Here is a 22,873-nt window from a genome sequence, read left to right on the forward strand (position 1 = left end):
CTCCCATGGCACTCAAATCCACCGTCTTCAAGGCCGACCTGCAGGTCAGCGACATGGACCGGCATTACTACCAGGCCCATGCCCTGACACTCGCCCAGCATCCGTCGGAAACCGACGAGCGCATGATGGTGAGGGTGCTGGCCTTCGCCCTGAACGCGGACGACGCGCTGGTGTTCGGCAAGGGGCTCAGCGCCGACGACGAACCGGACCTGTGGCGCAAGGAACTTACCGGCGAGGTCGACCTGTGGATCGAACTGGGCCAGCCCGACGAGCAGCGCATCCGTCGCGCGGCCGGTCGCGCCAACCGGGTCATCGTCTATACCTACAGCGGTCGTGGCGCGGAAGTGTGGTGGAAGAAGACGGCCGCAGCCGTGGCACGCACGAAGAACGTGTCGGTGGTCGACGTGGCGCCCGCCACCGTCGAAGCACTGGCGGCACTCACCCAGCGCACGATGCAGATCCAGTTCATGATGCAGGACGGCCAGGCGCAGGTGATCAGCGGCGATGCGGTGATTCCCGTCGAGCTGAACGTCCTGGCCTGAGCAAGCGGGTTACGGCGTGCATGCATCCGTGCCGGCCAGCTTGGTCGAGGCGATGCCGCCGTAGGGGCTGACCCCGATGCGGGACCCCGGTACGGCGGCGGTGTTCACACCCGTGGTGGTGCCGGTGGCACCGGCACACAGCACGAAGGCCATGGGCTGGCTGGGGTTGGTGCGCGAGGCCAGCGGCACCAGTTGCCCCTGCTGGCCGAAGGTCACCACGGCGGCGTCGCTGGCGACCGCGGAGATCCCGTTGAAGGCAGTCGCCGTGCGCAGCACCTGCATGCCGGCCGACGCGTTAGCCGTATAGACATCGGTCGCTGTCGTGGTCGCCACCGGGTGCACGTAGACCAGCCAGCCGGTGTCGTAGCGATTGCTCGACGAGCACGTGGCCGCGTCCGCGCTGGCGCATACCGACACGTAATTGGCGCGCACGACGGCCTCGGTGCGTGCGTACTGCACCGCCGCCTGCAGGCTGTCCGTCGCGGCGCGCAGGCGGTGCTTCTGCACCATGGTGCGGAACGACGGCACGGCCAGGGCGGCAAGGATCGCCGCGACGATGATCGCCACGACGAGTTCCAGCAGGCTGAAGCCGTGCTGGCCGTGTCGTCGCATGCGCATGCGTTTCACCAGCACGTGCCGTTGCTGGTCGTGCCGGTGGGCGCCTTGACGCCCGTGCTGGTCAGGGACAGCGCGCCGCAGACATCGCGCGCCTGCGCACCCTGCGCAACGGGCGTGGCGGTGGCGGTATACGCCTGGGCATCCAGCGAGGCCACCGCCGTGACGGCGACCGACGCGGTGTAGTAGCCCGCCTCGGACGTGGCCGTGGTGGTCGCGGCATAACCGATGGTGGCCAGGTCAGCGTAGGCATTGTGCAGGGCGTAATAGCGCTCCTGCGCGTTGGCGATGCTCAGCAGCAGCTTCTGGGCGTCGCTGCGTCGTGCACGGTAACCGTACTTGGTGTACGAGGGGACGGCGATGGCTGCGAGGATCGCCATGACGACCAGCACGATCATCAGTTCCAGCAGGGTGAAGCCGCGGTTTCGGAAGGTGGGCATATCAGTTACCGCTGTTGAGGACGCGCCATGAACGACGGCGCGCGGTGGGAATGCTGGTGCCAGCCGTCGCTCCGGACGCGGTGACCTGGCCGGGCAGGTACGAGGTGCCGCCGCTGAGGCTGGCCGCCGTGTACAAGGCACCGGAACTGGCGGCCCCGCTGACCTGCGCACCGGCCAGCGTGTAGCCCTGGCCGAAGGTCACCGCGGTGCCGATCGACACGCCGAACGCCGCGCCGCCGGTGGTGCCGTCCAGGGCGATGACCGAGCCCGAACTCGACGTCGTGCAGGGGTCGCTGGCGGTGGGAATCAGCGTGCTGAAGGTCACCGTGTTGTTGCTGGAGTCCAGTGCCGGCGTGACCACGACACGCTCGCCCGCCGCGCTGGTCAGTGGCAGGTACCAGCCCGACTTGCCCGCGGGTACGGCGTTGTTGGTCACGCCGATCGCGCCGCTGCGGCTGTCCAGGACCATCGACTGCATCACCAGGTTGCCACCGGCCACGGTGATCGGGACGCCGACCGTCGTACCCGGATCGCGCAGGCCGTAGAACGACTGCAGCGTCGTGTCGGCCGTGTCGGCGGTACTCAGATAACGCCCGGTGCCGAACACCACCAGGAAATTGGACGAGGTGGGATCGGCCAGCAGGCGCGGCGACGTGGTCACCGATTGCGCGTTGGCCACGGCGGGCTTGAACAGCAGGCTGACGCCTTGTGACCCTGCCGCCGCGCCCAGCGTCGCCGCCGAGAGATCGATGCGCCAGATATTGCCGTCGAGGTCGCCGGCAAAGGCCACGTCGGCCACCTGATCACCGTCGTAATCGCCCACGGCGGGGGTGGTGAGGCCGTGGCTGGCGGTGCTGCCGCTGCCCGAGGGCGTGCGGATTTCCTTCAGCAGCGTGCCGGTCTGGGCGTCAAGGACGAACAGGGAGCTGTAGGTGTTGCCGGCTGCGGCGGCCGTGCTGCCATCCGGAAAATAGCCGCCCGGCACCACCACCACCCAGCGACCCACCGACTTGTCGGTGTTGGTGAACGCGACCCGCGTTATCACGGGCGTGCCGAACGTGTACCCCAGGTTGGCCGGCGTGCCCACGGTCGAGATGCTGTCGCTGTTGAATTCCCAGAGGATTTTCGACGCCACGGCGCTGGTGGTGCTCAGTGTCGACGTCGACGGATCGGTGATGTCCACGCCGAACACGCCGCGGCCGCCGAAACGTAGCGAACCGACCAGCAGCGTGTGCCAGCCGGCGGTCGATTTGCTCTGGCTGTCGGCACCGTTGAAGAACACGTCGCCGGTGACCGGACTGCCGTCGACGGTGGGGGTGAAGGTGAAGTTGCTCAGCCGGCTCTGCGCGGGAAGGTTCGGATAGACGCTGGCCGGGACGTACGCCCACAGTTCCCGGCCGGGCTGGGCGCCGCTGGTGCCGGCGACGCGCGCATCGAAGGCATGCAGCATGCCGTCGTTCGCGCCGACATAGACGGCGGCGGGCCGCGTCGCCCATCGGCTGAGGAAGGCCGAATAACTGGTCGTCCTGTCGGCGGCCAGTGCCTTGGCCTCGGGCGAGCCGGCGGGGAAGGTATCGCCATAGCCACTGTCGGGTGCACCGACGTAGGCCGGCTGCGAGCCGAAGATCGCGCCCAGCAGCGTCGTGCGCGTGCGAAAGGTGCTGCCTTCCAGGGTGCGCACGCCGCTGAGCCAGTCCACGCGCCGCGAGCCCAGGCCGTCCGCCGACGTTATCGATCCACTGCCGTCGTAGGAGTCGAGTATGGCCTTCTGTGCCGTCGTCATCGTCGTATAGGCCAGGGCCTGGGCGGTGCCCGTGCCCGGTCCCGTGGCGGTGACGATCAGCCGCGGATCGCTGCTGACATTACGCGCGGTCAGCAGGTCGCCCGCCGACCACAGCGTGTTACCGATGCCTCCGTTCGCGCCGATGGCGCGTGCCAGCAGCGAACCGCTCCAGTCGGTGGTGTTGTAGCCGGCGTAGTAGGCGATCGCGTTGGTGGTCAGCACGTTGGTGCTGAGCGCCAGCGTGAGCGCGCTCGAACTGCTGGCGATGACCGAGGAAAGGATCGTCGTGAGGCTGTTAACCAGCGAGGTGGGATCGGCCGCGCTGAAATAGCCGCCGCGGCTGTTGATCGCGGCATGCCAGGTATCGTCGATATTGTTCGCGCCGCCGTTGGTGTCCGGCGTCGGCCACTGTTTCGTACCCTTGCGCAGCGATACGTAGTCGCCGGGATAGTTGAGGCTCCCGGAAATGCCCATGGTCACCATGTACTGGGACATGTGCTGCCAGTTGGCGGGGTCGTTGGCGGGATTGAAATACACCTCGGCATTGCTGCCCGGCATCGTGGAGCTGACCGTCGTGGATGGCCCGGTGATGCCGGTGGTCAGGTCGGTGTAGTACGCGGGCACGTTGTTGGACAGGTCCGGGCGCAGGTCGTTCGCCCAGTACGAGAAGGCGATGTCGGCCAGCGAGGGATCGGTCGTGCCTGCCTGGTTCCAGAACACCGTGGACGGGGTGCCGCTGGTGGCGTACGTGGTGCCGTCGGGCAGGGTCAGCGACACGCTGTCGTTGGGCGAGGCCGTCGCCGGGCTGTCGCCGTTCCAGTAGCCGTCGGTGACCAGCATGTTGAAGTTCTTCCGGCAGGTCAGCTCGCCGGGCGTACTGGTGCTGCCGTTCCAGTAGGGATCCTGCGCCGCGGGCGACGTGGCCAGGCGCCGCTTGTAGAACTCGCCCGCCGTCTGTGTCGCGACGCGGGTCGGCGTGCCGCCGCTGGCCGGGGCGCCGTACAGCCAGTTCATGAACTGGCTGCGCCAGCACGTGTCCGTGGTACTGGTGGCGGTGCAGCCGGTCGGCGCGTTGGTCAGCTCCAGGATCTTGCTGGACGAGGCGAGCGGACCGTAGGACGCCCCGGCGTAGGCGCCGGAGGCGTTGTAGCTGCCGCTGGACGACTGCGACTGCAACGTCTGCCATGCCACGCGCACCGAGCCGTCGGCCAGGCTGCCGAATACCCGGCCCACCGCGGCGCGCGCGTTGAGGTTGCGCGTGCGGTAGTAGCTGTACCAGATGGCGAAGTTCTGCTGGATGGCCGCCGACTCGTTGGCGACCAGGTGATAGGTACAACTGGACTCGACCGCCGGTGACGTGCACACGTAGTAGAAGCCGCCGGTATCGGTGGTCGTGGTCGTCGTCGTGGTGGTCACCGTGGTCACGGTGGTGCAGCCGCTGAAGACGAACAACGTCGAGGTGCAGGTCCACACGCTTACGCTGCCGTCGCTGTTGTTCACGGTACGCGTGCCGTTGAAACCGATGAAGGCCAGCGGGCAAAGGAGAACGCACGTGGTGGTGGTGGACGTGGTCGTCGTCGTGCTGCCGGTGGTCGTTCCGCGCACGGACGCGGGAATGTCCTGCTGCTGGCATCCGTTGCGCCCACCGGTGGTGTACCAGGTGATGGTCTCGTTGGCATTGCGCGAGCAGGGCGCGTTGCCGGCCAGCGTGTTGGCGAGGAAGCCCGCGTAGAAGGCCTTGCTCAGGTCGACGACCACGGGGGCGAGGTACGTGCCGGTGTTGGGCGACCAGCAGGTCTTCGTCAGCGTGTTGGCGCAGTAGCCGTCGCGCCACGCGGCGGTGTAGCTGGGTGTGCCCAGGGGCACGCCGCTGGCGTCCGGCGGAACGACATAGGTGACCTTCGGGTCGAAATAGATCGGGTTGCCGTTGGACGAGTAGTAGTACTTCTTGTCGTAGAAGCCGTCCATCGCATCGGGGATGGAGGTGGCGTTCATCGAACCGGAGTCGTCGAAGGTGACCACGATGTTGGGTGCGACCTTCGAAGTGACCCCCGGTGGGGTGCGGCTGACGGTGACCGTGGTCGCGGCGGCCATGCCCGCCAGCAGGCTGCATGCCGCGACCAGGCAGAGCGCGACGAGGCGCAGGCGGCGGGCGAAGTGCGGGCTTGCCGTCATGGGCATCGTCAACTCAGTGTGCACGCGAGAAGGTTGGGGGTGACGAACGTGGTCTCGACCACGCGCAGGGTGTTGGGACTGCCACCGCTCGCCCGCGCGGTGATCCGGTAGAGATAGAACTTGGCGGTGGCCGACGCGGACGATCCGGCTTCCTTCGCCGTGCTCGTGCCGGTGTTCGGTGCCAGGTCCTGGCCCAGCAGCTCGACGATGTACCAGGGGTTGCGCGCCAGAACGGCGGTGGAAAGCGCCGGATCGGTGCTCTTGGCCGTGTAATCGACGGCCACGCCGGCGCCTTTGTATTCGGTTGCACCGTCCACCAGCCACACCGACGACTGCCGGAACGCCGATACCTTGCCGCTGATCGTCGACGGGTTGCTCGAGTTGTAGCAGGCCACACCGACGCCGTTGAAGATGCTCCACTCCACGCCGCGCAGGGCGTTCTCGGCCGACCATTCGGCCTGCTGCGCATTGCGCATCGCCCCGGCCATGCGCTCCTGCAGCAACGACCGGCTCGACGTGCTGATGGCCACGATGGTCAGCACCAGCAGGAACACCATGGCCAGCACCAGTACGGCCCCGCGCTGCCGCCTCATGGGTTGTAGTTCCGTACGGAAACCACGGTGGAGAATTCGCGGCGCAGCACATGGTCGTCGAAGCCCTGCTGGCTGGGCATGACCGCACGGGCGGTGTTGCCCGGCGCGGCCGCGCCCGCCACGGCGGGGTCGCCGTAGTACTGGTACTGCAGATCGGTCGGCTTCAGGGAATACAGCGGGATCTGCCCAGTCATGAGCAGGTGGATCTCGATGCTCTGCACCGATCGCCACATGCAGCCCGGGTCGCTGCCGGCAATGCTCACCGTCGACGACGCGCAGGTAGTCGCCCCATCGATCTGCGCCGCGGTGCGGTAGCTGGTGTTGCCCGCGGCATCCAGCACGCCGTAGAGGAAGTCGAGCCGCTCTACGCCCCTGACCACTTCGGCAGCTACGCCGTTGACCCGCTTCATCAGCGCACCGGTGGTGTTGCCGTTGTTGTCGCTCACCACCTGCAGGTAATAGGACACCGTGCGCATGTCACGGTTGAAGTCGAACAGTTTCGGCGAAACGCCGGAAGGCCGCATCACACCGGCAAGGTTGGTCGCCGGCGTGAACGTCTTGCCGGACAACGTGGCCGAGAACACCTGGGCCGCGTTGCAGTCGGCCAGCATCATCAGGTCGCCGGCCACGTACGAGGTCAACGGCGGCTCGCCGGTCTGCGGCGTGACGGCGATGCTGGCCACCGCGTTACCGCTCAGGGTCACGGTGCTGTTGACACCGTCCAGCGACCACCCGCGACTGCCGTCGAGGTAGCGCAGGGTGATGGCGGCGCTGCCCGGCACGCGATTGCCGATCGTCGTGCCCTGCGCGGGAAGCCCGGCCACGCTCGGATCGGCGGGCGTGCAGGCACTCACGGTGCAGTCGTAGCCGCGCAGCGCCAGGAAGGCGGGCAGGGTGAAGGCGGCAACCGGTGCCACGGGATAGGTGTTGCTGCCACTGGTGCTGCCCCACTTCGTGCCGTTGTCGGTAAGGGCGGCCTGCAGCGTGGCGCCGGAAACCAGCACCTGCGGCGCGCGCAGGTAGCGATCCAGCGACATCACGCCGTTGGACAGGGGGGAGGACTGCCCGCCGACGTTGGAACAGTACTGCGCGTTGGCCATGCGCAGGTCCGCGGTGAGGGACGCAACCGCGAAGCGCCCTTCTTCCTGCAACTTGGCCAGCTGCGTCTGCACCACGCTGCTGGCGGACGTGGCCAGCACCACGCTGACGATGCCGCCGGCCACGATGAGGCCCAACGCCATCGCGATCATCAGTTCGACCAGCGAGAACCCCCGCGACAGGCGCGTCATGGCTGGAAGTTCCAGACGAACGTACGGGTGTCGACCCCTTGGTGGTCGCTGTCGCCGGCGCCGCGCTCGGTCCAGCTGATACGCATGACGCAATTGCCCGCGTACGGCGGCCTTACGGCCAGCTGGGCCGTATCCGGTGTCGCGCCGTTGGTGCACGCGATGGACGCCGTGCCGTTGGGCAGGAACGCCCGCAACTGGCTGCTCCACAGGTACTGGTCGCGAAGCGCCAGCTTGGCGGGCGTGCAGGCGGCAGCGGCCGTGCAGGCCTGGGTACCGTCGATCGGATACGACGACGAGTTGTAGCCGCCGGCCCAGACACCCAGCGGATTGGCGCGCATGCGGTCAGCCATGCTCGTCGCGATGAACCCCGCCTGCGTGCGCTGGTACCCGACCTGGTTGGAACGAAACGATACGATGAGCAGGCTGGACAGGCCGACGAGGCCGACCGTGAAGACCAGTACCGCCATCAAGACCTCGATCAGAGAGACGCCTCTGACATGTCTCGCCAGAACCATAGACAACCTTGAAAAGCGGATATGCCCTTCAGGTATAGGCTGTGGATGCGGGGCGTTTTACGTGATTTCGGTAAGGCTTAAGCGTTTACGGCAATGCCATGTTATCAGTGAGGCTTTACTCAAGCCCGATCCAGCGATGCCGCTCTGCCATGCTCAACGCGAGCGCGGGGCTGCGGCGTGCGCTGCGCTCACGTGTCTCGCGTTCGCGCCGCAGCGTGGGCCACGCATCAAGGTACGCCTGCAAGGCGGCGGGATCGCAGTCGTACTTCGCCAGGGCTTCCGGCGTGGCCGAGCGCAGCGCCACCGCGCCGTTGTAGCCACCGAAACCCTGCGTGGCGCAGATGGCGCCCCCGTTGGCGTTGCCGTCCGACGGCTGCGCGTGCAGCTGGAAATGCCCGGCGACATCGGCCAGGTCGGGGTCCAGGCGGCGCAGGGTAGGCACGCCCGGCGCCTTGCGACCGAGGACGAACTGCAGCGCCTGCGAGAGTGCCTTCAGCCCCGTCTCGCCCATGGTGTGGCCGTCACCGACGGCCTTGGGCGTGCCGACCACCAGGCGCGGCAGTTCATCTTGCATGTCCTGCCGCTGCGCGGCGCCACGCAGGCCCGCCAGCGCCGTCGCCAGGTCGGTCTTGGAGTTAGTGCGCGTGCCCGTGGCATGTGCGGCGAGGTAGTGGAAATCGTGCACGCCGTAGCCGTGGCCGACGAATGCCATGTCCAGGGCCTGCACCAGCGCGTTCTCGCCGCCGAAGCCCACGCCCGCGAAGTGCGCCTTGCCGCCGGCTTCTGCGCTCTGGCCCCAGCCGACGATGATCGAGGTGATGTCCAGCTGCTGGTCGAGCGCGAAGGCCAGCGTGGTGACCAGCAGGCCCGAGCCCCCATGGCCGACCACCGTGCCGTCGGCGTCCACATCGAACGGGGCAAGCGCGTCGTGGACGCTGCGCACGTTGCCGTCGTCGTGGGCGGCGTTCTTGGCGGCCAGTTTCTCGCCGGTCATCAGCGCACCGCCACCGAACGCCTCGAGGATGCCGAACCGGGGCTGCAAGGCGGCATCGGCTGCAGTTAGCAGCACCATCTTCGGCTTCTGGAAACCGGGATAGTCGAAAAGAAGCTGCGGGGCGATGTCAGCCAGCGCGACCAGGCTGGATGCGCAGGCACCCACCGCGGTCATCGGTGCCTGCGGCACGCGCATGAAGCCGACTTCGTCCGAGCGCAGGGAGTCGCGCAGTTCGGGATTCTTCAGCACGCGGCTGATGCTGTACGCCGGCGCGAGCATGGTGGAGACGAGCGCGGGGCCGTGCGAGCCGAGCGAATGGGCAAGGCGTACGGCAAAGGTGTCCTTGGGGAATCCCTCTTCCGGCAGCGGCGCGTCCGGACGGAGCCACTGGCCGAGCGCTTCGTTGCCACCGAAGGCCGTGGCCGAGGCGACGCGGAAGCCGAACGGGTCCGGGATCAGCTCCGACAGGGGCCGCGGCAGTCCGGCCAGGGCGCCCAGGGCGCCATACGCGAACAGCTGCGCCTGCAGCGAGGGGCTGAGCAGGGGATCGTCCTGGAACAGGCCGTGCATGTCTTTCAGCTTCGACGCACGGATATCTTCGTAGCGCAGGCCGGCCAGGCGACGCAGGCCGACGGTTTCCAGGTCGTGCGGCAGCGGTGCGGCGATGTCGGTGACGACACGGGGGGCCAGTTCACGCACGTGCGGCACATGGCGGATACCGCTGTTGGCGCGCAGCGTGTCGCCATGCTGCTGTTGCAGTTCTTCCAGGGTCACGGGCTGCCCGGCCTGTTCGCCATGGGCCCAGCGCATGCCTTCGCCGGCATGGACCGCGTCCGGATCGAGCGCGACCAGACCCGCGTCGAAGGCAGCCAGCGGCAGGAATTCGTCGGAGTGGGCCACGAGGGCCTGGTAGGTTTCGGTGGAGCCGACGGCCGACAGGGTGCAGGCGGTGCCGACGGTCACGAGGACCTGGGTGCTTTTCAGTCTGGACATGCTCGGGCGGGTACCGATACGGGCTAATCCGCCATTATAGGTCCCCCTGTGGGGGGAGGTGGCCGGCGCGCCTCGCGGACGGGCCGGCCACATCGTTCTCGTGGATCAGAACAGGCCCGGATCTTCCGTGCGGGAGGTGTCCGGCGAACCGTCCGGGTGGGTGAACCACAGCAGCCGATTGCGGCCGCCGGCGCAATCGCCGCCGTCGGACGCCGCGCTCAGCACGCCCGCCGCGGTGACGATGTCACGGCCGTAGCAGCTGCCCAGGTTGTCCTTGAAGCGGAACACCTGGGTGCTGCGTTGGCCGCTGTGGCCAGTGACCGCGCCGTTCGTGAAGGCGAGGGTGTCGGCGGTATCGATGCTGTTGTCCACGTCGCTGCGATAGAGCACCAGGCCACGCACCTTCTTAACGAACGATCGCGAATAGCCCTGCGTGACTGCGCTGGGCGCACCGGTGACGTTACCCGCGCCGTCGAAGTTCGTGCCGAAGCTGGCCAGCAACGGGTAATCGAAGTGGGCTTCCGTCGTCACGGCGATGCCGAACGGTCCCTGCCGCGTCTTCGTCGTGCTGTCCACGCTGGTGAGCTGGTCGATGCCCTGCAGGTAATGCGCCGGATCGATGGTGAACGACTGCGTGTTGTCGAACGCCACCGCCTGGTTCACTTCCGTGGTGATCCTGCCGTGCGAGGTATCCAGGTAGCCGGCGGTACGGAAACGGCGTAACGCATGCGTGGCGATGGATCCGCCGATCACGCCCGCGTTATCGGTCAGCCGGTTGTCGACGGTGGCCGTGGCCGGCTGGCCCTGCAGCGTGTTGGCGGTCACGGCGCCGGTCAGCACCTTGCGTCCGTGGTCCCGGTAGACGAACAGGTTGCCGGTTACCGCGAAGTTGCCGTTGGCGCCGGTGACCCCGATGGCCAGCGCGTGCGGCTTGCCGTCGTTGAGCAAGGCGGCGAACGGCGTGAGGTCGACGCGGTAAGGCAGGAAATTCAGCGTTTGCACGCCGGGCGTCGGTCGCCACATGTACGGATCGATCCCGCCGGTGAAGATCCACGGATACACCGGCGCGACGCCGGCGGCCTGTCCGTCGATCGACACCTGCACCTCGCGGTAGGCGCCGCCGCCGCAGCTCTGCGCTTCATTGGTCTGCGCATCCGGCACGCACGAGTACCAGAACTCGTCGCCGCCCTGGCCCTGCGCGAACACGTCCAGGTAGGCGCGCTCGATGTTCGTGGGCAGGGTCAGCGTGCGCGAGAGCAGGTCGGCGCCGGTGTTCAGCGCCACGGTACCGCCGGCGGTGCCGTCGGACAGCGGGAACACGGCATCGGGGGCGTCCAGCTTCGGTGCCAGTACGTTGGCGGGATAGAACACCAGCCGTGCCGAACCGCTGATGATGCCGGTGTAGGTGCCATCGACGACGTTGCCCAGGATCGCCTGGCCCGTCTGCGGGTTGCCCAGCAGGCTGGCGAAGTCGCTCACGTCGCGCTCGATGTGCCAGCTGGGAGCTACCGTGGCGGAAGGCTCCTGCGTGGTACCGAAATAGACGTTCGCGCCGCCCAGCCACAGCGACGCGGTGCGGTCGAACTGGCGACCTGCGGTGACCGAGAAATCCGCTTCGAGTACCACCTTGGACCACGACGTGCCGCAGCCGGTCGGTGGCGCATAGCTGTAGGGATGGTCGGAGAAATCGCGGAAGGTGAAACCGCTGAAGAGCTGCACCGTGCACGCCTTGCCCGGTGGGCGGGGTACCGGCGGGTCGGCGATCGCGACGTTCGCGGAGCCGACATTGAATCCCGGCGACGTGGCCGCGATGGCGCCCGACGCGCCGCAAGCGACCACACAACCGAACAACCCTGCCCACAGGCCGTGACGGCCCGCTCGATGGATGACAGACATCTCTCGCTACTCCCCGGTGTTTCGCCCCCTGCGGGCTAAACCTAGCACAGCGGTTGGCCGGAAAAGTGCCGTGGCGTGTCGGGTTCTACAGGGGGCGGCACGCGGGTCGGTAGGAGCGCTACCGGGACTCATGGACGCAACATCACCACTGGTTGTCGTCGCTTCCGCTGTCGTCGGAACCACCCTGGTCCCACGAGCTGTCGTTGTTGCCCATGTCGATAGGCTCGTCGCGCAGGTCGTCGTAGGCCTGCTGGGAGGGCTGGGGGGCTTCATTGCCGCCGCCGACGTAACCGGCATCGCGGGTCGTTTCCTCGCTACGGTGGGAGCGGAACGCCTCGTCCAGCAGTGCACCCGCAGCCAGTCCGCCCACGCCGGCGGCGACGGCGGCGCCGACACCCGACGACGTCGGCGGGGGGGCATAGTTGTTGCCATAACCGCCGTACGGCGGCGGAGGCGGCTGCTGCGGGGCGCCGTAAGGTGCGCTGGGATACGGCGGCGCGATGGCGCGACGGCGGCGGGACCACAGGAAGGCGATCAGCGCGATCACGCCGCCGATGACCAGCAGGCCGGTCAGGGGAAACGAACCCGCCCGGGGCGCAGCCTCCACCGGGGCCGGAGCAGCTTCAGTAGCCTGGCGTGAAGCGGCACGCGTGGCCGATGCGGGAGCCAGCGCCTGGTTCAACTTGCTCTGGAACTGCTGGAAGCGGGTCGGATCGGTGAAGCGGATGGACGGATCGAGCGAGGCCGCCTTGCCGGCTTCCGCCTTCGCATCGCCGATGTTGCCCTCGTGTGCGAGCACTTCGGCCAGCACGTAGTGTGCCTTGGCACTCTGCGGATGCTCGCTGACCGCCTGGCGCAGCATCGCTTCGGCACCGGTGTAATCACCGCGGGCGATCAGCGCCTGGACATCCTTCGGCGAATCGGCGGCGGTCGCGGCAAGGGCGACGGAGAACAGCGCAAACGCGAGTAACGTCTTTTTCATGGATGTATCCGCAAGGCAGGATGGCGGTTCGATTCGCCGAAGGAGCGAAAGTTCGGGCGACGTCCGCGGCAGTGTATCGACGACCGCCGGCAACTTCTTGCGAGCATGCGATCGCCGTTCAGGCATCCGGCCCCTTGCGGCACCTGCTCAACGATGAGGGTCGTGGCGTGTGCGCTTGTCGTCGATACTGCGCTCGGTACGCGTATCGTGCGGAGGGCCGCCCGCGCCGGTGGCGCCGCGTTCGCTGGCGGCGATGGCCCGCGAGACATCGTCCGCACGGTCACCTTCCGTGCCGTGAAGCGTCGGGGCGGCCGAGGGTGGGGCATCCGAATGCGCGTCGCGGGTTCCGCTGCCGGTAATGGATGTCGCACCGAGCGACTGGAGCAGATCGCGCACCTCGCTCTCGCTCGCCCCGTCATCGAGGTAGACCGCCAGGCGCGCCTGGCCCAGTTCGGCCGGCGATGCATCGTGGCCGTCGGGCTCGGCAGGCCGGTCCTCCAGGGGCTGCACGCTTGCGTGGCCCAGACCGCGCCCCATGAGCTTGTCCATGGCGGCCATCGCGGACTGCTGATCGGCAAAATGGGCGGTAAGTTGCGGCATGACGATTCCTTGGCGTGGATGACGGCGCCACGATGCGTGCCGACGCGTTAGGGTGCCGCATCAGTTCGATGAAGCAGGGGTGACACGACGCGGTTGACGCAGGTCGTTCCAGTCAAGACAATGCCCGCGCTCACGCCGCTGCGCGTGCCGCATCTTTGTCCACCCACACCAAGGCCTATGGACGTTCATCCCAGTAGCGTCGTCGGTTTCCGCACCTTGCGGGCATCGACGACTCACCACAATCCGCATGCCCCCGGCGATCGCGCCCGGTCGGCTGGCGTTTTCCGCTACTAGGAAACCCGGCCCCTCCGAGCGGCTGCCGCGGGCGCCGTTACCAGGAGATGGGCTGTGAAGCTCCTTACTCGTGTTCCACGCCGGGGTACGCCATGAACGGCATGCTCGGCCTCCTCGATCTTTTCGGCTACGTGGCGCTGCTCCTGTGGGGCACGCACATGGTGACCAGCGGTGTGCTGCGCGGCTACGGCAGCGCGTTGCGCCGCTGGCTCGGCCGCTACCTGGCTTATCGCCCGGCGGCCTTCGCCTTCGGTGTGTGCATCACTGCGCTGCTGCAGAGCAGTACGGCGACCGGCCTGATGGCCACATCCTTCGCCGCGAGCGGTTTCCTCGGCCTGGCCCCGGGACTGGCCGTGATGCTCGGCGCCAACGTCGGTACGACGCTGATCGTGCAGGTGATGTCGTTCGACATCTCGGTGGTGGCACCCGTGCTGATCCTGCTGGGCTTCGTCATCCACCGGCGCACCGACGACGCGCGCTACGAGAACCTGGGCCGCGTGGCCATCGGGCTGGGCCTGATGTTGCTTTCTCTGCACCTGCTGGTGGGCGCGCTGGCACCGGTGGAGAACGCCGCGTTCCTGCGGGCGATCGCGCAGAGTCTCGCCTCGGAGCCGGTGCTGGCCGTGCTGGTGGCGGCGCTGCTGACCTGGCTGTTCCACTCCAGCGTGGCCATGGTGCTGCTGGTCGCCTCGCTGGCCGGGACGGGCGTGGTCGATGCGACCGGTGCCCTGGCGCTGGTGCTCGGCGCCAACCTCGGCGGCACCCTGCCGGCCCTGCTGGAAGCGGACACACCGGTGGCCCGGCGCCTGCCGCTGGGTAACCTGATCGTGCGCGGCATCGGCTGCGTGGCCTGCCTGCCGCTACTGCATCCGATCGCCGTGGCACTGGCCCCGCTGGGCGACTCCCCCGCGCGCATGGCGGTGAACTTCCACACCGCGTTCAACCTCGCCCTGGCGGCGGTTTTCCTGCTGCCGGTGGAGCGCATGGCGGGCCTGCTGGTTCGCCTGCTGCCAGACCCGCCGCGTCCCGACGATCCCGGTGTGCCGCAGTTCCTGGACACGGGGGCGCTGGATTCGGCCAACGTGGCGCTGGCCAATGCCACGCGCGAAGCCATGCGCATGGCCGACATGGTCGAGGGCATGCTGAAGTGGGTGGTCGAGGTGTTCGGCAAGGACGATCGCGTGCGCGCCACCACCATCGGGCAGATGGATCCGTGGCTGGATCGCCTGGGTGTGGCCATTCGCGATTACCTGACCGACCTGGGCAGCGAGGCGCTCAACGAGGAGGACGCCCGCCGCAGCCAGGACATCCTGGCCTTCGTCATCAACGTGGAGCACATCGGCGACATCACCGCCAACAACCTGATGGAGTTCGCCGCCAAGAAGGCGCAGCGGGGACAGGACTTCAGCGCGGACGACATCCAGGACCTGGCGCTCATGCACGGCCAGCTGATGGAGAGCCTGCGCCTGGGTTTCGCCGTCTTCATGCATGGCGACCTGCGGGCGGCGCAGGGGCTGCTGGCACGGAAGGAGACGCTCTGGCGGCTGGAGAACGACGCCGCCGACCGGCACCTGCGGGCGTTGCGCGAGCGCCGCGATGCCACCGCCGGGGGCGACGTGTACCTGCGCATCCTGCGCGACCTCAAGCGCATCCACTCGCACGTGGTCGCCTTCGCCTACCTCCCGCTGGAACGAGCCGGCATGCTTCAGGACCGCCTGGTGCGCTGAAGGGCGGCCGCCCGCCGCAGCGTGTCCAGCACCACGCCGATGTCGCACGGTGCCGGTGCACGCGGGCAGGCCGCGGGCACCAGCGGCACGCCGGCGGGAGGATGCGCGATCGACAACGCCTGGCCCTCGCGCAACTGCGTGGGGGTCTGCGCACGATAGGTCACGGTGACATAGCGATGGCGTGTGGCGGACGAGCGCCACACCGCCAGCTCCAGCGCACCGCCGACGGGCGGATCGTCCTCGGCATAGCCCGGCATCCGGAAGTGGATACCCAGCACGCCGGCAAGGGCGAGGATGTTGTTGTCGCTGCCGACGAACAGGCTGAGCCTTGGCGCATCGGGGTGCTCCAGCCGCGTCACGATGCGGCCCGCGAGCACTGCGGCCACGCGGTCGGCCACGTAGGCCGGTCGCGCGTGCACGGCGAAGAGCAACGCATGCAGCTGGGACAAGGCACGGAAATCCGATGCATCCACGCGCCCCCAGCCCACGCTGGGCATCGGCATGCCTTCGAGGTAGGCCATGATGATGGCCTCGGCGGTGCCCGAGGTCTGCGCGATCGGGCCGTCCAGTGCGATGCCGCGACCGTCGTTTGCCAGTGCGAGCGAGCCCTTCCATGTCGCAGGATGGCAGACGGCCTGGTCGTCACCCGGCATGCATCCCATCACATGGGCGAAGACGTCCATGGCCTCGCGGTATCCGGCGGTGAGCACGTCAGGACCCCCGGTGGCCTGCCGTATCGCATCCAGCGCGGCGCGGCCTTCCCACGACACGGCGTCGGCCGCCACGGGGTTGAAGACCGGGTCGACGCTGCCTTCGGGCAGGTGGCCCACGACCAGCGGGCAGGCCGGCGCGAAACCGTCCGCGAAGGCCTGCGCGCTGGCGATCGTCCGCTGGTCCGTGTTCGCCCACAGGTCGACGCTGCCGGCGACGGGGCAACCCGCCGGCGGAAACAGGCCCTGCGCGGCCAGCCGCTCGCGGTCGAAGCGCGCCATCGCCACGACGCCCTCACGGCCGTGAGGGGTCAGGATCGATGGCGCGACCGGCCAGGCCGGCCACGGTTTGCCGTGCACTTCGTCTATCCGTATCTCGCCCGGCAGCGGCGAGCGTACGCCGTGCCGGTAGACCATGACGACCTGCTCGAGACGCAGGTCGTCGTGCGCCTGGCCGGGCAGGGCGACGAGCAGGGCGGCCAGCACCGCGATGGCACGGCCCGCCCGACGGTACGTACGTGGTGGCATGTGCTTATCCGGGCTCAGAAGGTGTAGCTGAGGTTGACCATGTAGATCCGCCCGGTCTGGACATACGCACCGTCGGCACCCGGATCGTACGCCAGATAGCGGCGCGACTTGCCGGAGGTTTCGTAGAACGTGGCATGGTCGAGCAGGTTCTTCACCGACACGCCGACACCCAGACCATAGGGCAGGTCGTAATTGGCCGAGAGGTCCAGCGTCTTGACGGGCTGCAGGTAGTAGTCCAGCCCGTTACCGTTGAGGCCGATCAGCTGAAGACCCGTGTAGTTGTAGATCAGGTCCGCATGGAAACGGTCGTCGCGGTAGAACAGGTCGGCGTTGTACATGCGCTCGGGTGCACGCGGCAGCCAGGTCGTTCCGGGGTGGTCCTCACGTCCGCTGTGCGCGGTGCTGTGCTGCACGGTCAGGTTGCCGCCCACGCCGAAGTGGCTCCACAGGCCGGGCAGGGTGACGAACTGCTTGCGCAGGGCCATCTCGATGCCGTAGATCTTCGCCGCGCCACCGTTCTCCGGCATGCTGACCGGCACGCCGCCCGTCAGCACCGTACCGGTGGGCACGTTACCGCCCAGCGTGCTGTCGTTGCCGGTGGACGATTGCGAGGTGAAGATGAAATCGTTCAGGCGCTTGTAATACGCCGAGGCGGTGACCATGCCACCCGTGGTGTCATAGAACTCCGCCGACAGGTCCAGGTTGTCGGCCGTGGTCGGGCGCAGGTCCGGGTTGGGCTTGGAGATGCCGACCACCTGGCCGCTGATGTCGTCGATCGAATAGGTGGTCTGTCCCGAGATGAGGCCGAACGCCGGGCGGCTGAAGCTGCGCCGTAGCGAGGCACGATAGACGGTCAGCTCGTCGGGGCGATAGTTCAGTGCGATACCCGGCAGGATCTCGCCATAGCGCTTGCTCTGGTCGACGAACGCGCCGGTCTTGTCGTCGCCATTGGAGCGCCACGATGTCGCGGAATAATCCGTCAGTTCGTAACGGACCCCGGGCGTGATCGTCAGGTCCTGCACGCGGAAGGTGGCCATGAGGTAGCCAGCCACGATGTTCTCCCGGCTCGAGGTGGTGTTGGCGTTGTAGTCGTTGGCCGTGTACACCCCGCTGCCCTTGGGATCGTCGAGGTACTTGTACGGTACCGCCTGGTCGAGCACCCAGCGTCGGTCGATGAGCTTGAACGGACCGGCGTAGCGCCCCCCGAACGGGTTCGTCACCAGGTCTCCGGGGAGAGCTGCGAGCGAGGGGCCGCCCGGTGCCGCGGATGAATAATTCGGGCCGCCGAAGAAAGGCCCGCCGTAGACGAAATTGTTATCGTCGTGGGTGAAGGGATGATCGTAGGCGTTGCGCCGGGAGGTGTCGCCCGAAAGGCCGAAGGCGACGTTTTCGATCGCGCGGTCGCTGAAGGTGTAGGTGCCGTCGACATGCGCGTTGACGCGGTTGTCCCGGCTGCCCGCATCCCCGCCCTGGGTCTTCCAGAAGCTGTCGGTCGCCAGGTTGTAGACGTAGTTGCGCACGGCCGGCGAGTTGCCGGCCAGGCTGGGGAAGGTCGGGTTGCTCAGGTCGAAGGCGAACTGGCCGTTGGCACGCGGGCCATACAGGCTTGCCTCGACGTAGTCGGGCACATTGCGCGAGCCGACGCCGTAGGACGTGCCATAGCCCAGGGTAAGCGCATCGATCGTGCTGCTACCGCCCAGCTGCAGGGTAGCGGTCTTTTCCTTGATGTCGCGCGTGTCGAAGTAGCCGCCACGCAGCACCTGCGTGCTGCCCTGGTTACGGGCAGACATCTGATTCTGCTGGCCCTGCACGTCGTACACGCCGTAGAGCGCACGGGCGAACAACGACGTGGTCTCGCCGTTCCAGTCCAGCGACACGTTGCCGCCGTAACGCTTGATCTGGTTGGTGTAGACGCTGTACTTGTACTGCGAGCTCTGCAGCGGACCGGCCGTCGACAGGTCGGGCGCCGAGGCGTTGGCTGTGTTCACCGGCGTGTACTGGGCGTTGGGCGCGACCGCTTCGGCGGCGTTGTCGTATTTGCCGTAGTAGCCGGCCGCGTACAGGCCCAGCTGTTTCGACGGCCCGAATTTGTGTGCGAACTCCTGCTGGAACACGCCGCCCTTGTCCGGCAGTCCGCGGTGGTCGGCCAGGTCGTTCAGTCGTCCCTGCACGGTGGTCTTCGCATAGGTGTCGCGGGCGAAGTCGAAGGCCGTCGGCGTGCGCATGTCGATCGTTCCGCCGATGGCATCCCCGGGCATGTCGCTGGTGGGCGTCTTGGACACCTTCACCGACTGGATGCCGAACGGGGCCAGCATGTCCAGCGAGATGGCGCGTGTCGATGCATCGGTTTCCGGCAGCGCGAAGCCGTTGAGGGTGTAGGCGTTGTAACTGGAATCCAGGCCGCGGATCGTCACGTACTCGCTTTCGCCGGTGGCCGCCTGACCCAGGTGCATATCGCTGTAGGACGACAGGCCCGGCAGGTGCGACAGCACATCGGCGATGTTGGCTGACGGCACGGCCTCGATCTGCTGCTTGCTCATCACCGTGGTCACACCGGTGCCCAGGCGCTGTTCGTCGACGGTGCCGGCAGCGGCCACCTGGGCATCCACGTTCATGCCCTTCAAGGCCGTGACCTTCGTTTCGCTGGTGTCCGTGGTGCCATCCACGTCGTTCGCCTGTGCCGGCGCGATGTGAAAGAGGGCGGTGACGATGGCCAGCGTGAGCAGGCAGGGAGAAAGGGACGCGCGCATGGAGACCTCAGGCAGGGAAGGTAAGGGGGCAAACGGAAGGGGGCAGGTAGGAAAAGGCGGGCAGGAAAAGGCGGGCAGGAACGCGCTAGCGATGTGTCAGGTCCATCCGCGCGCAGCTGTCGAGAAGGCGCAGCGGATTGCAGCGGGCCACCGCGTTGCCAGGGAACGCAACGACGTAGCCGGTGGATGCTGGCTCGTGGGCCGGGAAATCCGTGCTGAGCAGCTGTGCGCCGCTGGCGAGCATCGCATCGCGGCGACGCACGTCGTCGTGGGTTGCTTCGACCAGGTCGGCATCGGTGCGTGTCCGCACGAGGTAGCCCTGGCGGACGCGCGTTGCAATCTCGTCCGCCGGTCCGTCGTTCAGTTCGAGGAAGGCGGCATCGTCTTCCCCTGGCGTGGCGTTGGTGAACATGGCGCGGCCACGCAACGCAGGGTGGCCTTGCAGGTAAGCCTTGCCGACCGAATGCTGGTCGAGGAGGAAGATGACGTGGCCCCGTGCGGCGGCCAGTGTGGGCCATCCGTCGTGACGCACCGCTTCGTCCAGTGTGGCGTGCTGACCGCGTACGTCGTCCGGGGCGATGTAGGACGACCGGGGAAAGACGCGGCGGACTTCGGCGTCGAGCCGGTTCATCGCATCGGCGTCGAACGGCTCGGGCACGACGGGCACGAAGGGCACGGACAAAGGCAACGACTCTTCTTCCGTTTCCAGCAGGATGAACAGAGGAAGATGGCCGGGGTGCGCGAGCGACCAGGCGCGCAGTTCGCGGAGGCAGGCCTGCAATGGCTGGCAGGTGCTGCGCTGGTCGAGGTCCTGCACATGCATGACCTTGAACCCCGGCGCCGCCATGACCTGCGGATCGGCGAACGGCGCATCGGCAGGAAGCCCCGCCGCGGTCACGCGGCCGACGATACCCGGGTGGGCATAGCGTCCGCCGAGGCGGTCGCCATAGACATCCAGTTCCACCTGGCGCACGCCGTCGTCCAGTTGCTTCGACAAGGCGGGGTGGGCGTAGTCGAGCTTCGCGAACAGTGAAGGATCGAGTTGCTTCCAGACGGCAGCCTCGCCAGGCGCTAGGCCGGCATGGTAGCTGTTGTGGCTGCCGATGTACTGCACGTCGTTGACGCGGGTCGGCGCTTCCGCGCTCGCCGCGCAGGGGAGCAGGGCCAGCAGGACGCCGACGAGCGAAAGCATCCGCACGGGGTGGTGATACGGGACGTTCATGACGGAGCAGCCCCAGGGCCAAGAAGAATCGCTGTCGGAACCTGTCGGCGGGGATCGACGGTTCGCAGCAGTCAGTCATGCACGTTATCGGCGCATTGTTACTCCAGCACGAAGGTATCGTGACAATGGACATCCATACGGCCGTGTATGCCGGTGGTGCATGTCAGAAATCACGACTGACCGTCGCTACCCACGGCGCCACACGATAATCGTGCAGCGGACGATGGAAGTTGCTGGCGATGCGCTGCACCGCTACGTGCCAGGCCATCCGGTTCCAGTCGAGACCGACGTGACCATAGGCGAACCACCGCGGTCTCTGGTTGTTCGCATACCAGTGGCGAGGAGCAAGATATTGCGCCTCGCCCACCGCCGTATCCAGCGAAAGATACGCCGTCAGCGGCCAATGGAACGCCGCATCGACTTCCGCATGCGGGCGCGGCGAGCCGTGTGCCAGCGACACGCTCCACAGGCTCAGGCTGAACACGTCACGATAGATCGCTGTCGCACCCATTTGTGTCTGGTCGAGCGTGCGTGACATGCGATCGCTGGTGGGATAGCGGTAGTGCGCGACTGCCGCCTGCATATCCCAACGGTCCGACAGCGCCCATGCCTTGCCGGCCTGGAGAATGGCTTCGAGTGCGTGGCGGGGGCGCCCGGCCTGGTAGCTGCCAGAGGCGCCGACGGACCATCCCGACGTGCTGACGCGCGTTTCGTTCGCCTGGATGACCGGGCCTCGCCCGGCCATGGCAACGCCGAGCCCGACCAGTTGGGAACTGACGCCGACCGTCCCGTGCCACGCGTCGGCCGAGGCGCGGGTCGAGTCGAAAGCGAATGGCGTACAGGCGACGAGCAGGGCCGCGCGAACTCGTTTCTTCAAACCGTGAGGACCGCCGGGGCACGCACACGCCAGGCCAGAACAGCCGCGATACACAGCGCCACGCCCGCCAGCAGCAGTATGTGCCGTGGATCGTTGCCGAGAAGGCGATAGAAGACCCGCACGGTGAGCACCTGGATGAGCATCGGTACGACGATGAAGGTGTTGAATATCCCCATATAGACGCCTGCGCGCTCGCGGGAAATGGACGACGCCAGCATCGCGTAGGGGTTGCCCATCATGCTGGCCCAGGCGATGCCCAGGCCGATCATGGGCACGATAAGCAGCCACGGTGTGGTGATGCCGGGCACTGCCACGATACCCAGCCCGCCGAGCAGGAGCGACGCGGCATGCAGGCGTGCAGGGCCTACACGGCGAAGCAGTGGCAGCACGGCGAACGCCATGACGAAGGCGACGAAGTTATAGGCGCCGCCGATACGTCCGCTCAGCAGCGTGGCATCGGTGAAGTGCGGATCGTGCGCATTCGTGGTGCCGTACAACGTGCGTGCGAGGGACAGGGCGATGTACTGCCAATAGCAGAACATTGCATACCACTGGAACAGCATCATCGCGGCGAGTTGGCGCATGGTGGCGGGCATGTCGCGCACAGCGCTCCATACGTCCAGAGCGGCCGTACGCAGCGATAGCGACGTCGCCTCGTCGGGCACCACGGGTGACTCGCGTGTGGTGTAGACCGACCAGGCGATGGAGGCCACCGATACCACGCCGCCGATGATGAAGGCTGCTTCCACCGCGGCCGGCACGCCCTGTGCGTTGGTCCGGTCCGCATGCATGCCGAGCATCACCAGCACGGAGGGCATCAGGTAGGCCAGCGTCTGCGACAGGCCGGTAAAGGCGCTCTGCACCATGAACCCGACGGCGTGCTGCGCGGGTGGCAGCATGTCGTTGACGAAGGCGCGGTAGGGCTCCATCGTCACGTTAGCGGCCGCATCCAGTACCCAGAGCAGACCGGCGGCCATCCACAGGGTGCCGCTGCCGGGCAGGGCGAACAGGCAGGCGCTGCACAGGATCGCGCCAACCACGAAATACGGCGTACGGCGACCGAAACGTGACGTCGTGCGATCGCTGAGCGCACCGATCAGGGGCTGGATCAGCAGGCCTGTGACGGGACCCGCCAGCCACAGGAGCGGCAGGGAGGCGTCGTCGGCGCCAAGGTATTTGTAGATCGGGCTCATGAAGCCCTGCTGCAGGCCGAACCCGAACTGGATACCGAAGAAGCCGACATTCATGTTGAGGATCTGCCATAGCCGCATCGTCCGCGGGCCGGCGACAAGGGGGCGAAACGGGATGGCAGTACGCGCACGCATGGTGGAGACACCGAAAGGACAGG

17 protein-coding genes are annotated in these 22,873 nt (G+C 67.4%); 2 read left to right on the forward strand and 15 right to left on the reverse strand.

All coding sequences use genetic code 11. From position 1 onward, the window contains the following. Positions 1 to 5: 5 nt before the first annotated feature. The gene (locus tag ACVKN3_RS00790; RefSeq protein ID WP_036141506.1) at positions 6 to 542 is read left to right on the forward strand and encodes a YaeQ family protein; all 537 of its coding nucleotides are present in this window, start codon (positions 6 to 8) and stop codon (positions 540 to 542) included. Between the two features lie 9 nt (positions 543 to 551). Here ACVKN3_RS00790 and ACVKN3_RS00795 read toward each other — a convergent pair whose 3' ends face one another. The 10 genes from ACVKN3_RS00795 to ACVKN3_RS00840 all read right to left on the reverse strand — a co-directional run bounded on the left by ACVKN3_RS00795 (position 552) and on the right by ACVKN3_RS00840 (position 13,417). Continuing rightward, on the reverse strand, positions 552 to 1,160 hold the full coding sequence (locus tag ACVKN3_RS00795; protein WP_354513163.1) for a GspH/FimT family pseudopilin: 609 nt from the start codon (positions 1,158 to 1,160) through the stop codon (positions 552 to 554). 5 nt (positions 1,161 to 1,165) lie between these two features. Further along, entirely contained in the window at positions 1,166 to 1,597 is a 432-nt protein-coding gene (locus ACVKN3_RS00800) for a type IV pilin protein (RefSeq protein WP_354513161.1), read from the reverse strand. 1 nt (position 1,598) lies between these two features. Further along, positions 1,599 to 5,555: a pilus assembly protein gene (locus tag ACVKN3_RS00805; RefSeq protein ID WP_456990998.1), complete on the reverse strand. Its 3,957-nt coding sequence runs from the start codon at positions 5,553 to 5,555 to the stop codon at positions 1,599 to 1,601. An 8-nt stretch (positions 5,556 to 5,563) separates the two neighbouring features. Then, a complete protein-coding gene (locus ACVKN3_RS00810; protein ID WP_354513157.1) occupies positions 5,564 to 6,148 on the reverse strand; it encodes a pilus assembly PilX family protein in 585 nt (194 codons plus the stop codon). Beyond that, positions 6,145 to 7,437: a PilW family protein gene (locus tag ACVKN3_RS00815; RefSeq protein WP_354513155.1), complete on the reverse strand. Its 1,293-nt coding sequence runs from the start codon at positions 7,435 to 7,437 to the stop codon at positions 6,145 to 6,147. The genes ACVKN3_RS00810 and ACVKN3_RS00815 overlap by 4 nt, the downstream gene beginning before the upstream one ends. Beyond that, positions 7,434 to 7,952, reverse strand: a complete 519-nt coding sequence (gene pilV / locus ACVKN3_RS00820; RefSeq protein WP_285404760.1) for a type IV pilus modification protein PilV — start codon at positions 7,950 to 7,952, stop codon at positions 7,434 to 7,436. The genes ACVKN3_RS00815 and pilV overlap by 4 nt, the downstream gene beginning before the upstream one ends. Positions 7,953 to 8,067: 115 nt before the next feature. Further along, entirely contained in the window at positions 8,068 to 9,939 is a 1,872-nt protein-coding gene (locus tag ACVKN3_RS00825; protein ID WP_354513153.1) for a beta-ketoacyl-[acyl-carrier-protein] synthase family protein, read from the reverse strand. A 105-nt stretch (positions 9,940 to 10,044) separates the two neighbouring features. After that, the gene (locus ACVKN3_RS00830) at positions 10,045 to 11,835 is read right to left on the reverse strand and encodes a peptide-N4-asparagine amidase (protein WP_354513151.1); all 1,791 of its coding nucleotides are present in this window, start codon (positions 11,833 to 11,835) and stop codon (positions 10,045 to 10,047) included. A gap of 142 nt (positions 11,836 to 11,977) precedes the next feature. Beyond that, the gene (locus ACVKN3_RS00835) at positions 11,978 to 12,817 is read right to left on the reverse strand and encodes a tetratricopeptide repeat protein (RefSeq protein WP_354513149.1); all 840 of its coding nucleotides are present in this window, start codon (positions 12,815 to 12,817) and stop codon (positions 11,978 to 11,980) included. 147 nt (positions 12,818 to 12,964) lie between these two features. After that, positions 12,965 to 13,417, reverse strand: a complete 453-nt coding sequence (locus tag ACVKN3_RS00840) for a hypothetical protein (RefSeq protein WP_354513147.1) — start codon at positions 13,415 to 13,417, stop codon at positions 12,965 to 12,967. A 386-nt stretch (positions 13,418 to 13,803) separates the two neighbouring features. Between ACVKN3_RS00840 and ACVKN3_RS00845 the strand changes: the two genes are divergently transcribed. Beyond that, positions 13,804 to 15,438, forward strand: a complete 1,635-nt coding sequence (locus tag ACVKN3_RS00845) for a Na/Pi cotransporter family protein (RefSeq protein WP_354513145.1) — start codon at positions 13,804 to 13,806, stop codon at positions 15,436 to 15,438. Here ACVKN3_RS00845 and ACVKN3_RS00850 read toward each other — a convergent pair. The 5 genes from ACVKN3_RS00850 to ACVKN3_RS00870 form a co-directional block, all read right to left on the reverse strand. Further along, positions 15,417 to 16,676: a histidine-type phosphatase gene (locus tag ACVKN3_RS00850; RefSeq protein WP_354513143.1), complete on the reverse strand. Its 1,260-nt coding sequence runs from the start codon at positions 16,674 to 16,676 to the stop codon at positions 15,417 to 15,419. The two genes, ACVKN3_RS00845 and ACVKN3_RS00850, sit on opposite strands and share 22 nt — an antisense overlap. A 14-nt stretch (positions 16,677 to 16,690) precedes the next feature. Beyond that, positions 16,691 to 19,426: a TonB-dependent receptor gene (locus ACVKN3_RS00855; protein ID WP_456991003.1), complete on the reverse strand. Its 2,736-nt coding sequence runs from the start codon at positions 19,424 to 19,426 to the stop codon at positions 16,691 to 16,693. Positions 19,427 to 19,511: 85 nt separating this feature from the next. Next, positions 19,512 to 20,648 (reverse strand): phosphatidylinositol-specific phospholipase C1-like protein, encoded by a 1,137-nt coding sequence (locus ACVKN3_RS00860; protein WP_354513141.1) that lies wholly within the window; start codon positions 20,646 to 20,648, stop codon positions 19,512 to 19,514. A 163-nt stretch (positions 20,649 to 20,811) separates the two neighbouring features. Then, complete coding sequence (locus tag ACVKN3_RS00865) at positions 20,812 to 21,525, reverse strand: TorF family putative porin (protein ID WP_354513140.1); 714 nt, start codon at positions 21,523 to 21,525, stop codon at positions 20,812 to 20,814. After that, positions 21,522 to 22,796 (reverse strand): MFS transporter, encoded by a 1,275-nt coding sequence (locus ACVKN3_RS00870; protein ID WP_354513397.1) that lies wholly within the window; start codon positions 22,794 to 22,796, stop codon positions 21,522 to 21,524. The genes ACVKN3_RS00865 and ACVKN3_RS00870 overlap by 4 nt, the downstream gene beginning before the upstream one ends. Positions 22,797 to 22,873 lie beyond the last annotated feature (77 nt).

It is taken from the genome of Luteibacter sp. PvP120, assembly GCF_054055715.1.

What these genes read in the sequence shown, in the direction of transcription:
- ACVKN3_RS00790 (WP_036141506.1), top strand. Translation starts at nt 6, where the DNA reads ATGGCACTCAAATCCACCGTCTTCAAGGCCGACCTGCAGGTCAGCGAC.
- ACVKN3_RS00795 (WP_354513163.1), bottom strand. Translation starts at nt 1,160, where the DNA reads ATGCGCATGCGACGACACGGCCAGCACGGCTTCAGCCTGCTGGAACTC.
- ACVKN3_RS00800 (WP_354513161.1), bottom strand. Translation starts at nt 1,597, where the DNA reads ATGCCCACCTTCCGAAACCGCGGCTTCACCCTGCTGGAACTGATGATC.
- ACVKN3_RS00805 (WP_456990998.1), bottom strand. Translation starts at nt 5,555, where the DNA reads ATGACGGCAAGCCCGCACTTCGCCCGCCGCCTGCGCCTCGTCGCGCTC.
- ACVKN3_RS00810 (WP_354513157.1), bottom strand. Translation starts at nt 6,148, where the DNA reads ATGAGGCGGCAGCGCGGGGCCGTACTGGTGCTGGCCATGGTGTTCCTG.
- ACVKN3_RS00815 (WP_354513155.1), bottom strand. Translation starts at nt 7,437, where the DNA reads ATGACGCGCCTGTCGCGGGGGTTCTCGCTGGTCGAACTGATGATCGCG.
- pilV (WP_285404760.1), bottom strand. Translation starts at nt 7,952, where the DNA reads ATGGTTCTGGCGAGACATGTCAGAGGCGTCTCTCTGATCGAGGTCTTG.
- ACVKN3_RS00825 (WP_354513153.1), bottom strand. Translation starts at nt 9,939, where the DNA reads ATGTCCAGACTGAAAAGCACCCAGGTCCTCGTGACCGTCGGCACCGCC.
- ACVKN3_RS00830 (WP_354513151.1), bottom strand. Translation starts at nt 11,835, where the DNA reads ATGTCTGTCATCCATCGAGCGGGCCGTCACGGCCTGTGGGCAGGGTTG.
- ACVKN3_RS00835 (WP_354513149.1), bottom strand. Translation starts at nt 12,817, where the DNA reads ATGAAAAAGACGTTACTCGCGTTTGCGCTGTTCTCCGTCGCCCTTGCC.
- ACVKN3_RS00840 (WP_354513147.1), bottom strand. Translation starts at nt 13,417, where the DNA reads ATGCCGCAACTTACCGCCCATTTTGCCGATCAGCAGTCCGCGATGGCC.
- ACVKN3_RS00845 (WP_354513145.1), top strand. Translation starts at nt 13,804, where the DNA reads ATGAACGGCATGCTCGGCCTCCTCGATCTTTTCGGCTACGTGGCGCTG.
- ACVKN3_RS00850 (WP_354513143.1), bottom strand. Translation starts at nt 16,676, where the DNA reads ATGCCACCACGTACGTACCGTCGGGCGGGCCGTGCCATCGCGGTGCTG.
- ACVKN3_RS00855 (WP_456991003.1), bottom strand. Translation starts at nt 19,426, where the DNA reads ATGCGCGCGTCCCTTTCTCCCTGCCTGCTCACGCTGGCCATCGTCACC.
- ACVKN3_RS00860 (WP_354513141.1), bottom strand. Translation starts at nt 20,648, where the DNA reads ATGAACGTCCCGTATCACCACCCCGTGCGGATGCTTTCGCTCGTCGGC.
- ACVKN3_RS00870 (WP_354513397.1), bottom strand. Translation starts at nt 22,796, where the DNA reads ATGCGGCTATGGCAGATCCTCAACATGAATGTCGGCTTCTTCGGTATC.